Raw genomic sequence first — 13817 nt, 5'->3', positions numbered from 1 at the left:
TCGCACGGGCCGGCGGGACGATGAGCGAGCTCTCGACCCGCAGGGCGCTGCTCGGCGCGGCGCTGGCGGCCACCGCTGGCGCCGCGCTCGTCGGCTGCACGTCCGCATCCGACCCGGAGCCGGGCGCCCGCGACGATGCCACCGCGAAAGGAAGCGCAACCGTGACGGCCGCCCCTGACTCCGCACGGTCGGGACGGGTGCTGCTGGCGTACTTCTCCCGGGCCGGCGAGAACTACTACTACGGCGGCCGCCGGAACCTCACGGTCGGCAACACCGAGGTGCTGGCCCGCAGCATCGCCGCCCGCATCGACTGCGACGTCCACCGCATCGAGGCCGCTGACCCTTACCCGGACGACTACGAAGCCACGGTGGCGCGCAACGTCCGCGAGCAGAACGCCGACGCACGCCCGGCGATCGCCAAACCGCTGCCATCCATCGCCCAGTACGACGTCGTGCTGCTCGCCGGCCCCATCTGGAACGTACGACCACCGATGATCATGTGGACGTTCACCGGAGCGCTCGACTTCACCGGCAAGATCGTCCATCCGGTCGTCACCTACGCCGTCAGCGGCCTGGGCAGGGCCGCCGAGGACTACGGCCGCGCCTGCCGCGGAGGCACCATCCGCGACGGCCTGGCCGTACTCGGCGAGACCGTCGCCGACGCCGACGCCGACCAGCAGGTCTCGACCTGGCTGACCCGCGCCGGCCTCGCCTAGGGTGCCCAACCTTCACGACACCGCTGTGGGCCCCTCCCGCGGGTGGACCGAAGGGGAAAGGGGCACGTCACCAAGCAGCAGGTCAAACTGAGTCGCCAAGGGTGAGGTCCGCGCGGCGGGCTCGGCCCGGTCCCGTCGGCGACGGCTTGGCGGTCGGCGGTCAGACACCACGAGACCCAGCCACGGCGACGCCGGCCGGTGTGCTGTTCCCTGCTCGCGGGGCACCTGACATCACAGCCGTAGTTCGGGTCACCAGACTCGGACCCGAGGTTAACCACGACCGACACCGAGGCCACCAAACCCAACTGGTCGTAAAACAACGGCTGCCGTATTGGGCGTCATCTGTTGAAGGGCGGAGCGCCGGTCGGGCACATGGAGTCAGGCTGACGAGTCGGCGGGCGGTGTGGCGCCGGATGCCCGACCAACTCGTCGGGCGGCGCGGGCTATATGGCCAGGTCGGAACGGGTGCGCCGCCGGGGATTTGAACGCCGAACCCACGGACCAAGAGCGGATGGTCCTTGCAGTCCGTGCTGTCGCCGCCCGCCACGCGGATCCCTGCGGCGTGCGCCCGGCACATCCAAGCGCGGGCGCATTTCTGTCGCGTCGGCGGCCTGAGATAACGTCAGTCCCGTCCGGAGAGATATCAGAACCGCGCCGTATTCGAACACTGAGCAAGGTGGCCGCGTGCCCTGTCAGGACATCGCCGTCGGGCCCTCGGCGGCGCGCGAGTCTCTCCGCGGGCCGCATCCGTGACTTCTCTTCCTGTCCCCGTCGGTCACCGACACACGCCCACAATCAGACCAAGGTTCTGCGAATGAAACGCAAGCGACCGTCACCTCGTGGCTCGGAAGGCGGCTCCTCCGTCGTCTTCGGCGCCCTGGTAGCAGCAGCCCTGACCGCGCTCTGTACGGTGGCCGCGGTCCTTCTCGTCGCTCCGCGCGCCCGGGGCGGCGTTGCCGTGTGCGGCCTGGTCGCGGCGGTCGCGGTCGGCTTGGCCTGCGCCGAGATCCGCCGCCGCGGGAACGAGATCGTCCAGCTGCGCCGTCGGCAGGCCGCCACCGAGCGGGAGCTCGTGCGCCGCCTGGAGATGCAGGAGGCCGAGACCAGCCGCCTCGCCGTCGAGGTGCTGCCCGCCGCGATCAGCCGGCTGCACCGCGGCGACTCGATCGAGGAGGCGCTGTCCGGCCCCGGCCAGTCGCCCGCCCTCGGCGCCGCCTTCATCAAGGCGCACGACGACGTGGTCCGCTCGGTCCTCGAGGCGGTCAAGGCGGAAGAGGATCTGCGCGACTCCTCGCAGCGTGCGTTCGTCAACGTGGCCCGCCGTGTCCAGGCCATCGTGCACCAGCAGTTCCAGGATCTGCGCGAGATGGAGGAGCGGCACGGCGGGAGCCCCGACGTCTTCGACGACCTGCTCCGTCTCGACCACGGCACCGCGCTGATCGGCCGGCTCGCCGACTCGCTCGCCGTGCTCGGTGGATCTCGCCCCGGCCGGCAGTGGCAGCATCCGGTGCCGCTGTTCAACGTGCTGCGCGGCGCGATGTCACGGATCACCGACTATCAGCGCGTCGAGCTGCACTCGGTGGTCGAGGTCGCCATCTCGGGACCCACCGTCGAACCGCTCATCCACGCGCTCGCCGAGCTGCTGGACAACGCCACCCGGTACTCGCCGCCGCAGACGCGCGTGCACATGACGGCGGTCGAGGTGCAGTCCGGGATCGCGGTCGAGATCGAGGACGGCGGCGTGGGCCTCGGCGAGGAGGCCCGGCTGCGCGCCGAGCGGGTGCTCGGCGAGGTCAGGTCGGGCCTCGACCTCGCCGACCTCGGCGAGAACCCGCGCCTCGGTCTGTCCGTGGTCGGCCGGCTGGCGCAGACCCACCGCTTCAAGGTCTCGCTGCGGCCCTCGGCGTACGGCGGCGTGCGCGCCGTGCTGATCATCCCACGCGACCTGGCCACCGCCGTGCCGCTGTCCGCGGCCAACCCGAGCGCCGCGGTCCGGGCGAACCCGAACAAGCCGGTGCCCGCCATCGCCCTGCAGCCGGAGGAGCCGCGGCACATCGAGATCAACAACAACGGCCTGCCGCAGCGCAGGCGCGGCGTCGCCGCCCCGCTCGCCGGAAGCGGGAGCCAGCGGAGTCTGACCGCGCCGCAGTCCGCCACCCCCACTCCGCCCGTATCGAGTAACGGATCTGCTCCCGCCGCGCCGTCCCCGCCGCCGGGACTGTGGCTCGCCGCGTTCCAGAACGCGGTCTCCGGCGAGGGCACGAGCACCGAGCACGCCCTGACTGACGATGCGTCGAGCAAGGAAGGCGAGTAGTCGATGGACCACCTGCGGCCCAGCATGGACTGGATGCTCAAGGACCTTGCGGAGAGCGTGCCGGGCACCCGGCATGTCATCGTCCTGACCGCGGACGGCCTGCGCATGGCCCAGCACAACACAGATGTGGACACCGCCGACCGCCTCGCGGCCGCGTGCGCCGGACTGCAGAGCCTGTCCGCCGCCGTCGGCGCCGAGTTCCCGCAGGGGGACAAGCGCATGCGGCTCGTGGTGATCGAGGTGGGCGGGGGATTCTTCTACCTCATGGCGGCCGGCGCGCGCGCGTACCTCGCGGTGCTGGCTGACGAAGGGGTGGACGCGGGGTTGATGGGGCAGCAGATGCGCAACCTGGTCGCACGCATCGGTGAGCATCTCACCAGTCCGCCGCGGATGGAGGAGAGGACGGCCGGGTGACCCCGTCCCCGATCAACGACGCGCCCTCCGCCTGGGAGGAGGGCGGCCCCGAGCGCCTGTACGTCCTCACCGGCGGGCGCGGCGCCTCGGGCCGCCGGGCCGACATCGACCTGATCACCCTCGTGGTGGCGCGGGCCGCGGCCCGGCCGGAGATGCAGCCGGAGCACGCGTCCATCCTGCGCATGTGCCACTGGCCCCTGTCCATGGCGGAGATCTCGGCGTACCTCAAGCTGCCGTTCAGCGTGGTCGCCATCCTGGTCTCCGACCTGCTCAGGGAATCGCTCGTCGAGGTGCGCGCCTCGGTGCGCATGGACGGACTCGGCGATCCTGAACTGCTCAAGGCGGTGATGAATGGACTCCAGAGGCTCTGAGCTGGCCGTCGGACCGGCGCGCGAGGACGCGCTGCCCGCCTCGGCCACCACCGCGGTCAAGATCGTCGTGGTCGGTGGGTTCGGCGTCGGCAAGACGACCCTGGTCGGCTCCGTCAGCGAGATCAGACCGCTGACGACCGAGGAGACGATGACCGAGGTCAGCGTCGGTGTGGACGACGTCCGCGGGGTCGAGCAGAAGGACGCGACCACCGTGGCCATGGACTTCGGCCGGATCAGCATCAACGAGCAACTGGTGCTCTACCTGTTCGGCACGCCCGGACAGCAGCGCTTCTGGTTCCTGTGGACCGGTCTGTTCGAGGGAGCCCTTGGCGCCGTCGTGCTGGTCGACACCCGGCGGCTCGAGGCCAGCTTCGACGTCATCGGGCGGCTCGAGGACGGCGGCGTGCCGTTCATCGTGGCCGTCAACGTCTTCCCGGACGCCCCGACCCACCCGCTGGAAGCGGTGCGTGCCGCGCTGGATCTGCCGGCCGCCGTGCCGATCGTCGCGTGCGATGCGCGCAGCCGGGCCTCGAGCCGGGACACCCTGCTGGCCCTCATGCGCTACCTGTACCGGCTGTCCACCCAGTCCGCGGCCCCGGTGGCCGCCTCAGCCGCCACGGAGTAAGCGTGTCGACAGTCATACCCCAGTCATCAGGCGCGGAATCGGACGCTGCGATCCCGCCGCCGGGGTGTCCGGCGCACGCGGCCTTCGCACAGGGTGCCGCACTGACCGCGCTCTACGGCCCGGAAGCGCAGCACGATCCCGGCGCGGTCTACGAGAAGCTCCGCGCGGAACACGGCGGGATCGCCCCGGTGGAACTCGAGGGTGGCGTCCCGGCCTGGCTGGTGCTCGGTTACCGGGAGAACATGGAGGTCGCGCGCACCCCGAGCCGGTTCACCCGGGACGCCCGGCTCTGGCGGGACTGGAACGAGGGCAGGATCGCCGCGGACGACCCGCTGCTTCAGCTCATCGGATGGCGTCCCGACGTCGTGTCCTACGACGGCGAGGAGCATCAGCGGCTGCGCGCCGCGGTCAACGAGTGCCTGACCAGGTTCGACCGGGGCGGCACCCGGCGGCACGTGCAGCGCTACGCGAACCAGCTGATCGACGGCTTCGTCGAGGACGGCCGCGCGGACCTGGTGACCCAGTTCGCCGCGCACCTTCCGATGCTCGTGCTGAGCCGGTTGGTCGGCCTGAGCGAGGGGTACGGCCGGAAACTGGTCGAAGCCATCGTCGGCATGGTCAGCGGTGGCGAGGAGGCGTACGCGCACAACCAGTACATCATCAGCACCCTGCAGTCGCTGACCCAGGCGCGGCGCAAAACCCCCGCGCACGACCTGGCGTCCTGGTTCATCCAGCACCCCTCGGGGCTGACCGACGAGGAGGTGCTCAACCACCTGCGCGTGGTGATCGTGCTGGGCTACGAGACCACGACGAACCTGGTCTCGAACACGCTGCGGATGGTGCTGACCGACCCCCGCTTCCGCGCGTCGCTCACCGGTGGGCTCATGACGCTGCCGGACGCGGTCGAGCAGATGCTGTGGGACGATCCGCCGCTGCTGGTCTGCCCGGCGCGGTTCGCCACGCACGACATGCATTTCGCCGACAAGGAGATTCGCGAGGGCGACATGCTGCTGCTCGGCATCGCGGCGGGCAACGCGGATCCGGAGATCCGCCCGGATCCCGGCGCGCCGATGCACGGCAACCGCTCGCATCTGGCGTTCAGCCGGGGCCCGCACGAGTGCTCGGGGCAGGAGATCGCCCGCGCCATCACCGACACCGGCGTCGACGTGTTGCTCAACCGGTTGCCCGACCTGCACCTCGCGGTGCCGGAGGACCAGTTGACCTGGACCGCCTCGACCTGGTCCCGGCACCTTGACGCGCTCCCGGTCACGTTCGCCCCGCAGCGCCGCCTGGCCCTGCGGTCTGCGCCAGCCGCCCCGGCGGCCTCCGCCCCGGTCGAGCCGAGTGCCGCCAAGGACGCGCTGGCGGCGGTGGCCGAGGCCGAAGCGCAGGCCGAGTCGGACACCCGCGGTGGCTTCTGGGCCGCGCTGGTCGGCCTGTTCCGCCGTCGGCGCTAGGGTCTTCGCGGTCGGCTGACGTACCGCTCAGTGGCGCTCGGGAGCGATTCCCGGGCGCCACTCTTTTGTTTCCGACGCACCTATCAGTGACTCTGGGTACAGCGGCCGCCCGGATGCGCGAAAGAAGATCATTTTCGCACATCCTTGGGCCCTCTAGGCCGCCCGCGGTGAGGTGAGCATGCGAGAGATCTCCTCGCGCGGCGGATCCGTGTCCATCAGCAGCTCGTTGGCGGCGGCCCACGCCTGGTAACCCCAGTTCCAGTCGTCGACGATCCGCGCTCCCATCCGGGCCTGGGCGCGTTCCGCGTCGGTGAACTGCAGCACGTCGCAGGCCGTGTCAAGGCGCTGCTTTGTGGTGTGCATCGACTCGTCGAGCGTTCGCATCTCCCGCTCGCAGCGGGCTCTCGCCTCCTGCCAGTCGCAGCCGTCCTGGTCGCGGATGATCGTGATCAGGTTGCGCGGGTCGTCACGCTTCGCGTCGCGGACCGACGAGTAGACGTCGTTGCAGTACACGATGATGTCGCTGGCCAACTTGCGCAGCAGTCGCAACTGTGTGCAGTGGTGGATGTACGGCGCCAGGTAGGTGAAGTTCACCTTCTCGCCGAGCACCAGGCACAGCGGCACCGCGCCGTTTCCCTGGCGTAGTTCCAAGTACTCTTCGACCGTCGTGTCCAGCCGCCGGTCCCGCATCGCCGCGTACGTGGCCTGCGTGTTGAAATACCATTCCCAGTGCTCGCTGGCCCGAGCCACCCACTGGTCCGGCGAACTGATGATCTGCCGGGTCCACAGATCACTGAAGATCATCCCCATGTGGGACTTCGGGGGTCTCCCGTACAGAATCCCGGTGAGCTCCGCGCTGATCACGTTGATGCGGCTGATATCCGCCGCCAGGTCGTCCGTGAAGTCGTCGTAGATCCGAAAGAAGCTGCTGATGTCGCAAGCGAGTTCCAACTCCGGCAGCGGGGCCAGAGGGTACACCCAGGCTGAAAGTGTGGCGTACCTCTCAGCTCGGGGCGTGTAGACCTGGAAGTAGGTTAGCCATTCGACGGTGTGCGCCAGGGCTTCGGCAGCGTTCCTGTTCGGCTGCCAGGAGCGCGCAGCTTCGTGCACGGTGAGGATCTGCTCGCCATTCATCGCGTCTTGGCCTGTCTCCTGGTTGTGAATGGTGATCACGGACCGCTCTCGTTTTCCTGAGGTGCGGCGTCGGGCACTCCTGGAGTCATGGGGGTCGCGGGCTGCTCCAAGGAGGCGCACAGGGTTGAGGAAGGAGCCATAATCGCAAGTCAGAGCGCTTCATGTGATCTTCGCGAGGATGGCCGGGAGAGGTTGATGCGCGCGGCGGCATAGACCGCGACCCGATTTCAGTGACAGGGTGTGATGGCCGGGCTGATGTGATGGTGGCGAACTGCCTCCGGTCAGGGTGACGGACCGTGACGGAAGATGGGTGCCTGCACAGGCAACGGGGCCGGCCGGCATGGTCGGGATCGTTGAAGTCACTTCCCGAGTCCCGGGATACTCCGTTGCCAACTCATTCTGCCCGGTTACCCGGTCGCACGACCACGGATTCCGGGAAAGTCAGCTCCCGTCATGGCAGGTCCCGCGGGCACTTGGTGAAGCCGCCGCGTAAGGAGCCGCGGCCCCAGCTCTGGGACAGTCAGGAGGCTGAGTGGGCGCTGGCCGCGAGGACGGCGGACGCGAACGGCGCCGGGCTGCTGGCGTTCCTGCGGCTGGTCTCGGAGTCGGTCTCGCTCGGCGGCGGTCTTCTCGGCCGGCGAGACCGAAGCGCGTCATGTGCGTGACGCGGTCCCGCGGCGTCTGGCCAAGCGCGGGGGGTTGGAGCTCCATCCGGGTGGAACCCGCATCGTGTACTGCCGGGCCGACACGAGGCGTGGCTCGTCCGAACACGCCTCTTGCATCCTCCTCGGGTACGAGTGTCGAGCTCGCGAAGGAGATCAACCCTGCGGCAGGTGGAGCCGGAATGGGCGAGCCTTGGGCAGGATCGCGAGGCTCTACCCGGGGCTCTTCGACCGCTGGAGGCTCCGCAAGTCGTGATCGTGGACGACGGGACGACGGGAGCCGTGTGAATCGGCAGGTTCACGCAATCCCTCCCGGCTACTCACGGGAGTCCAAATGTGTCGGACATCATGTCGCGCCTCGGTGCTGTCATGAAGGGTGGTTCGACCCGATCCGCTGAAGGGTCCTCAGACGGTCATGATTGCGGTCGGCTGAGTTCGGGCGTGGTTGGTCCCTGCCGCGTGGGCAGTGGTGGCAGGCTTTCGTCGACCTACGCGGTCGCCGCGCGGATGGCCGAGCTGCTGTCCCCGCTGCTCGCCGCCGACGGCGACGACCTGGTGGCCGAGTACCGCGAGGAGCTCGAGACCCTGCTGGCCTGGAGCCGGATCGACAGCTTCGACCGGGCCGTGGTCAGCCACGCCCCGCACACCGATCCTGCCCATGACGTCAGGCCTGCGAGGTGAAACCCGTGATGGCGGTCAGCAGATCGTCGACTCGGGCCGGACTCCATTCGATCCCGGGATCGGGTTCGATGTAACCGAGGACGGTCGAGGTGATTATGTATACGGCGGGCGTCCATTCCGCGTACTCGGTGCTTCCGAAGGCTCGCATACGCCGCGGAACCTGACCGTCGGGATCGCTGAGATTGAGCTTTGTGAGCAGACCCGTCATGGTGGCTCCGGCCGCGCGACTCATGAGTTCGAATCCGTCGGGTCCAGCCAGCGGTGGGGCGAGGCGGTATCCGAGTAGTGCGGTGAACAACGCATACGCTCGGGCTCGTACCTCGACGGCGCGACGTTCCGTGGCGACCAGCTCGGCGGCGACCGCTTCGCGTACATCTTCGTTACTGATGCGCTGGTGGCTTGCCAGCAGGCTGGTGAAGGTCCGCCACTCAGGAGCCGTACTGACCACCTCGTAGTCCTTGCCGATGGACACGCGGAGCAGCTCGACCACGAGGTTGCGGCGCTCCTGAGGGGAATTCAGCCGGTGGGCATAGTCCACCACGACCTTGGCCGCAGGACCGGTGACGCTCGTCTCTGGTGCGGGGAGGATGGTGCCGCTTGCCAGCCTCAGGAGTGCTTCGCCGTAGAACTGGTCGCGCTTGGGCCACCTGCGATATGCGGACGTCCGCGAGACTTCCGCCCGTCGGACGACTTCGTCGAACGCAATCCCCTCCAGGCCGGTGGAGATGCCTTGTTCGTGCACGAGCGCGACGGCGGCATCGAGCATCCGTCGCTCCATCTCCCGGTCGTTCATGCGCGGCCGTGGCATGAGCCCACCCTAGCAGGGCAGTACCATGTACGGTACCATCAATACCAAGTACGGTACTGTTAGTTCCATGAGTGAGGCATGCCTGAGGGGGTCTTGCTGGTTGCCGGGTCGCGGTCGGGGGCTCCCGAGGCGTCGTGCAGGAGATCGGCGTCGGCGTGACGGAGGCCGGGACCCGGGTGATGGGTGTTGATGAGGCTCCGGACCAAGCCGCCATGGCTGTCGACAACTTGTCATCGAGCCCCGACCCACGGTTTCAGCCTGTCTCCGGCGGCGACCAGGGAAGACGGCGTCGGTGGGAGCGGTGCGGGTGCGCGGGCGTTCATGACCGGCCGGAAATCTTGACCATGCGACGGCTGGCGCGTCGCGGCCTTCAGCATGGCCAAAGGATCGGCCTGGCTCACCAGATCTGCCGCAAAGCGCGAGCGAGGATTCTTGCACGGCAGGCCCTCGGCTCGTTTGTCGAGGTCTTTCGCGCGCGTTCGGCGATCCGCTGCGAGCCGGGCGGCCGAGGTGGACCTGTGCGTGGGCAGCACCTTTGGCACCGGGAGAGCCGCAATTCAGGAAAGGAGTCGCAAGGTCGTGATTGACATTCCATCATCGGCAAGACGGATGTCGGCGGCTCATGCTGAGCGAGTCGAACCACAACCTGACCGTGGATTCATCGGCAAGGCTTCTGCGCCAGAGAAAGGTATCCTCCGTATTTCCGGATTCGCGCTGGTCCTCTCGGGGCTCCTCGCCGGCGCGGCGGCCGTGCTCCAGGCCACGGCATGGCCACCTTCGACAGCCGAGGAGCTGTCGATGTGGACCGAGTCCCATCATCTGACGCTCGCCCTGGTTGACGAATGCCTCGTCATCGGCGCGGCGCTGCTCGCCGTGGGTGTGGTCGGGGCGTGGCAGGGTATGGGCGCTCGCCGTCGGCCGGGGATTGCTGTGGGAGTCGCGCTGATCGCACTGACCACCCCGGTGAGCGTGGTCTTCGGCGTCGTGTACGGCCGGCTTGTCTATCCCGCCTACGGCATGGACGTCGCCGGCGATCCATCAGCCCTGGCACTCGTCGTCACCACCTGGGCGGGGGGAGCCCACGCGGTGAGTCTCATCCTGATGGTCGCCGGCCTCACCATCGGAGTCGCGATGATCCGTGACCGCGAGAGGGGCGCAGCCCTGGGCGTGCTGGGCGTCATCGCGGGCATCCTCCAGCTGGTGGCCGCCTACCCGTGGCTGTTCTCGGTCGCGGCGGTGACCTGCAGCCAGATCGTCCTGGCCGCCTGGTTCGCGGCGCTCGGCGGAAGTCTGTTCATGCGGACCCGCGGATCGACACGTTGAGTACACCTGCGCCGTCTGGTGCTCCTTCGGGAGCGCCATGGGTCACGCTGGTGCCTCCGGTCGGGGTGAGCCATCGGACCCAGGGACCTCCCTTCGAGTCCCCTTCCAGCTGAGCCGGGATACGGCCAAGCGCCTCGTGGCGCACTATGTCTCGTCGGCGAACCCTCTGTCGGCCGGGCTGCGGCGGCACGGCCGGGCGGCGTCGCGATCGTCGACATGCCCGGTCAGACCCTGTTCACAGCATCCAAGGCTGTCCGGTCTGCGCCCGGCGCGGCCAGCAGACACCGCTCCCGCCGTCAGGGCGCTCGGTCATCCGCGCGGATCGGGGCACTCGTGTGGATCACCGGACCACCTGGGGGAGAGGCCCCTTACCGGACACGACGCTGACGGTGCCGTCCGCCAGGCGGTAGGACAGCCCGACGATCGCGCACCGGCCTGCCGCGACCTCGGTCGCCAGGAGGGCCGACCGTCCCACCAGTCCGTCGACCGTCCGGCGTATGTGCGCCTCGACGAACTGGTCGATGTCGGTGCATCCTGCCGCGCGCGCCCACAGGATGCTGGGCATGACCCGCTCCACCACGTCTCCGATATAGCCAGCCGGTGCGACCCCGTCCCGGTCAGCCTCGGATGCGGCGGTGACGGCGCCGCACGAGTCATGACCAAGGACGACGACCAGCGGTGCCCCCAGCACGTGGACGCCGTACTCGATGCTGCCCAGCACCTCGGGTCCCGCGACATGGCCGGCGGTACGGACCACGAACAGGTCGCCCAGCCCCCGGTCAAAGATGATCTCGGCGGCGAGTCTGGAGTCGGAACATCCGAACAGCACCGCGAACGGGCGTTGCCGTGGCACCACCGCTGATCGGCGGTCGGCGTCCTGATTGGGATGCAGCCGTTCCCCATGCACAAACCGCGCGTTGCCCTCCAGCAGGGCCGCATACGCGTCGGCAGGCGAGGCGGGTGCGAGGTCGGGCATGCGCAGCAACCTACCTGACCTGCGATGAGTCGTTTTCCAGTTCGGAGTGGAGACGCAAAAGGTCACAGCGATCGAGTTGGGCAGACAACCGCGCCGCCGGGTCAGGCGGCGCGGTGGTGGTCGCTGATCACGCCTCCGAGGACTGGTGGCGGTGGACTGGACCGTCGAGATGAGGTGACGATCGCTGGATCGTGGTTCGGTGGACGCTGGTCTCGTCCCTGGTGGGGCGGTGGTCGTTGAGGGGCTCGTTGAGGTGGTTGGCCGGCTGGATGTCGGCAGTGGCAGCTGGCATGTACGGAGGCGGTGTCGATCGCCGGCTCGGTCGGGGGCGCCGGGCATCATGATCGCCGTGTGGGTGATCGCGGTGCGTGCGGCGCGGAACCACGTCTCCCACTGGTGGCGGGAGCCGGGCGGGTCGCCGGGGCGGAGTAGATAGTTCCCGCGTGGGCGCATCGCCCTGTGTGTGCGCAGGGCGCGCCCGGTGGTCGGGGCCAGCGGCGGGGGAATGTTGCGTTGAGCCGAGTCGGGTGATCGTGATCGTAGATCTTCTTGTGATCAGGTCATTCGGTTGCTCGCGGCGGTGTGAGCCGTTCGTCCCTCATTGCCGCCGCGTGACTGTGGAGCGTCGAATACTCCTCTGTATCGCGATTGGTCGACAGCCCGTCTGAGTGATCAACATGGTGGGCGTCACATGCTGGACAGGTCACCTGGCGGGCCAGAGCGGGCCGCAGGCCCAGGTTGCGTCCGACGTGCGCCCTAGATCCGCCGGCCGGTCTGACTCGAACGGTAGCGATCTTTTGACGTGATGACTGCGTCAACATATCATCTGTGCATGCTCTACCCCACGCCGTCGCTCGCGCCTGCCGACGAGCGCGCGCTCGACGAGATCGACGCCATGCGGCAGGCGCTGAGGCACCAAATCCAGGCCACACCGGCGAAATGGACCGCTGGGCTCCGGAAGTTCCTGACCGCCGATGCGGTCGCGGCCTCGAACTCCATCGAGGGTTTCAAGGTGTCCACAGTCGATGTCGAGGACTTGATAGATGGCGAGAGAGACGTCGAGGTCTCAGACGAAAACCGTGAAGAAACCCTCGCCTACCAGCGGATGATGACCTACATCCAGACGCTCCACGATGCCCAAGACTTCGCCTACAGCAAGGGTCTCTTCAACGCGCTGCACTGGATGTTGCAGGGCCATCGTCATATCGCCCGCAAGCCGGCCGGACAATGGCGCCGGGGTCCCGTCTACGTCACGGACGCCCGCGATCCAAGCATCGCGGCCTACACCGCCCCCGACGCCAACGACGTCCCGACCCTCATGGAGGAGCTCGTCGACTGGCTCGACACCGAGGATGACACCCACCTGCTCGTACGGGCGGCTATGGCACATCTACACCTTGTGTCGATCCACCCTTGGGTTGACGGGAACGGCCGGATGTCCCGTTCGCTCCAGACGCTGATGATCGCCCGGGAAGGTGTCCTCGCGCCGGAGTTCTCGTCTATCGAGGCGTGGCTCGGCCGCCCCGGCAACACCTGGGATTACTATCGTGAACTGGCCGATCGGGGCCCGACGTACGTTCCCGACCAGGACGTCGCCAGCTGGGTCGGCTTCAATCTGACTGCCTACCACCAGCAGGCCCAGACAGTTCAAGGCCGGCTCGACCGCTCCGGACAGGTATGGCGCGCGCTCTCGGAGTTCGCTGGCGGCAACGGCCTGGACGAGCGAGTGGTGACCGCCCTCCACGACGTCGCCATGGCCGGACGCGTCCGGCGCTCACGCTACGAGCACGCCGAAGGCCTGAGCCTGCAGCAGGCACAACGTGACCTCCGCGACCTCACCACGGCTAACGTCCTGGTACCGGTCGGCCGGACCCGGGCCCGCTACTACACGGCAGGCCCCCGCTTCCCTCAGTTCGCGCTCGACATCGCGCGCACCCCGATGACTCTGAGGAATCCATACACCGACCGACGGGGACCAGGGTAGGCGTGACAGGAAGCAGTGCCTGCCATGCAGCGCAGGAGTGGAATGCCCGAGGATGACCAAGCGCTGCGGGAGGAGGTTGTGATCGAGGTAGGTGTCTGAGACCTTCTCGATCTTGCTGATCCCCTGCTGTAGGAGCACTGTCCGGATGAGATGCCCGCATCTTGCCTGATAACGAAATATGCAAGATTCGACGATATCGGCGGAGACTCGTTGCCGATCGAGCTGCCCGAGCCGGTCGCCGGCCGACGAGGCTGATCCACATCGACCTCGTTGACCCTGCGGGAACATCAGAAGTGAGTGTGGGGCGGGTGGGGCTCGAACCCAATGCCGCTTAGTTAAGCTGCCCGCGCAA

At 68.3% G+C, this 13817-nt stretch carries 12 protein-coding genes; 9 read left to right on the top strand and 3 right to left on the bottom strand.

Translation table 11 applies throughout. The annotated features are described in order from the left end of the window. Nucleotides 1-20 precede the first annotated feature (20 nt). The 6 genes from FRCN3DRAFT_RS48690 (at nucleotide 21) to FRCN3DRAFT_RS0240260 (ending at nucleotide 5897) form a co-directional block, all read left to right on the top strand. Complete coding sequence (locus FRCN3DRAFT_RS48690) at nucleotides 21-716, top strand: flavodoxin (RefSeq protein WP_007506829.1); 696 nt, start codon at nucleotides 21-23, stop codon at nucleotides 714-716. Between the two features lie 814 nt (nucleotides 717-1530). Continuing rightward, nucleotides 1531-3030, top strand: coding sequence for an ATP-binding protein (locus tag FRCN3DRAFT_RS0240280; protein WP_007506828.1), 1500 nt, complete (start codon nucleotides 1531-1533; stop codon nucleotides 3028-3030). Between the two features lie 3 nt (nucleotides 3031-3033). After that, a complete protein-coding gene (locus FRCN3DRAFT_RS0240275; RefSeq protein ID WP_007506826.1) occupies nucleotides 3034-3444 on the top strand; it encodes a roadblock/LC7 domain-containing protein in 411 nt (136 codons plus the stop codon). Then, the gene (locus FRCN3DRAFT_RS0240270; protein WP_007506825.1) at nucleotides 3441-3815 is read left to right on the top strand and encodes a DUF742 domain-containing protein; all 375 of its coding nucleotides are present in this window, start codon (nucleotides 3441-3443) and stop codon (nucleotides 3813-3815) included. Before FRCN3DRAFT_RS0240275 ends, FRCN3DRAFT_RS0240270 begins: the two co-directional genes overlap by 4 nt. Beyond that, nucleotides 3796-4440 carry a GTP-binding protein gene (locus FRCN3DRAFT_RS0240265; protein WP_007506824.1) on the top strand — a complete coding sequence of 215 codons (645 nt, stop codon included), beginning with the start codon at nucleotides 3796-3798 and terminating at the stop codon, nucleotides 4438-4440. Before FRCN3DRAFT_RS0240270 ends, FRCN3DRAFT_RS0240265 begins: the two co-directional genes overlap by 20 nt. 2 nt (nucleotides 4441-4442) lie before the next feature. Continuing rightward, nucleotides 4443-5897 carry a cytochrome P450 gene (locus tag FRCN3DRAFT_RS0240260; RefSeq protein ID WP_007506823.1) on the top strand — a complete coding sequence of 485 codons (1455 nt, stop codon included), beginning with the start codon at nucleotides 4443-4445 and terminating at the stop codon, nucleotides 5895-5897. 153 nt (nucleotides 5898-6050) lie between these two features. On the opposite strand, the gene FRCN3DRAFT_RS0240255 is transcribed toward FRCN3DRAFT_RS0240260, so the two are convergent. Next, nucleotides 6051-7070, bottom strand: a complete 1020-nt coding sequence (locus tag FRCN3DRAFT_RS0240255) for a terpene synthase family protein (RefSeq protein ID WP_007506822.1) — start codon at nucleotides 7068-7070, stop codon at nucleotides 6051-6053. Between the two features lie 1082 nt (nucleotides 7071-8152). On the opposite strand from FRCN3DRAFT_RS0240255, the gene FRCN3DRAFT_RS0240245 reads away from it, so the two are divergent. Beyond that, nucleotides 8153-8374 carry a hypothetical protein gene (locus FRCN3DRAFT_RS0240245; RefSeq protein ID WP_027141369.1) on the top strand — a complete coding sequence of 74 codons (222 nt, stop codon included), beginning with the start codon at nucleotides 8153-8155 and terminating at the stop codon, nucleotides 8372-8374. On the opposite strand, the gene FRCN3DRAFT_RS0240240 is transcribed toward FRCN3DRAFT_RS0240245, so the two are convergent. Then, a complete protein-coding gene (locus FRCN3DRAFT_RS0240240) occupies nucleotides 8358-9140 on the bottom strand; it encodes a TetR/AcrR family transcriptional regulator (RefSeq protein WP_198536218.1) in 783 nt (260 codons plus the stop codon). The two genes, FRCN3DRAFT_RS0240245 and FRCN3DRAFT_RS0240240, sit on opposite strands and share 17 nt — an antisense overlap. A gap of 564 nt (nucleotides 9141-9704) precedes the next feature. Between FRCN3DRAFT_RS0240240 and FRCN3DRAFT_RS0240235 the strand changes: the two genes are divergently transcribed. Continuing rightward, entirely contained in the window at nucleotides 9705-10505 is an 801-nt protein-coding gene (locus FRCN3DRAFT_RS0240235; RefSeq protein WP_131803564.1) for a hypothetical protein, read from the top strand. Between the two features lie 340 nt (nucleotides 10506-10845). Here the strand turns inward: FRCN3DRAFT_RS0240235 and FRCN3DRAFT_RS0240230 are convergent, their stop codons facing one another. Next, complete coding sequence (locus FRCN3DRAFT_RS0240230) at nucleotides 10846-11481, bottom strand: carbonic anhydrase (protein ID WP_007506818.1); 636 nt, start codon at nucleotides 11479-11481, stop codon at nucleotides 10846-10848. An 832-nt stretch (nucleotides 11482-12313) separates the two neighbouring features. On the opposite strand from FRCN3DRAFT_RS0240230, the gene FRCN3DRAFT_RS0240220 reads away from it, so the two are divergent. Beyond that, nucleotides 12314-13465 carry a Fic family protein gene (locus tag FRCN3DRAFT_RS0240220; RefSeq protein WP_007506817.1) on the top strand — a complete coding sequence of 384 codons (1152 nt, stop codon included), beginning with the start codon at nucleotides 12314-12316 and terminating at the stop codon, nucleotides 13463-13465. The last annotated feature ends 352 nt before the right edge of the window (nucleotides 13466-13817 follow it).

The organism is Pseudofrankia saprophytica (genome assembly GCF_000235425.2).
Classification (GTDB): domain Bacteria; phylum Actinomycetota; class Actinomycetes; order Frankiales; family Frankiaceae; genus Pseudofrankia; species Pseudofrankia saprophytica.
The sequence above is the reverse complement of the archived record's forward strand: the minus strand, read 5'-3'. Positions and strand labels throughout refer to the sequence as shown.

Coding starts and splice junctions, on each gene's coding strand:
- FRCN3DRAFT_RS48690 (WP_007506829.1), top strand. CDS start 21: ATGAGCGAGCTCTCGACCCGCAGGGCGCTGCTCGGCGCGGCGCTGGCG.
- FRCN3DRAFT_RS0240280 (WP_007506828.1), top strand. CDS start 1,531: ATGAAACGCAAGCGACCGTCACCTCGTGGCTCGGAAGGCGGCTCCTCC.
- FRCN3DRAFT_RS0240275 (WP_007506826.1), top strand. CDS start 3,034: ATGGACCACCTGCGGCCCAGCATGGACTGGATGCTCAAGGACCTTGCG.
- FRCN3DRAFT_RS0240265 (WP_007506824.1), top strand. CDS start 3,796: ATGGACTCCAGAGGCTCTGAGCTGGCCGTCGGACCGGCGCGCGAGGAC.
- FRCN3DRAFT_RS0240240 (WP_198536218.1), bottom strand. CDS start 9,140: ATGCTCGATGCCGCCGTCGCGCTCGTGCACGAACAAGGCATCTCCACC.
- FRCN3DRAFT_RS0240230 (WP_007506818.1), bottom strand. CDS start 11,481: ATGCCCGACCTCGCACCCGCCTCGCCTGCCGACGCGTATGCGGCCCTG.
- FRCN3DRAFT_RS0240220 (WP_007506817.1), top strand. CDS start 12,314: ATGCTCTACCCCACGCCGTCGCTCGCGCCTGCCGACGAGCGCGCGCTC.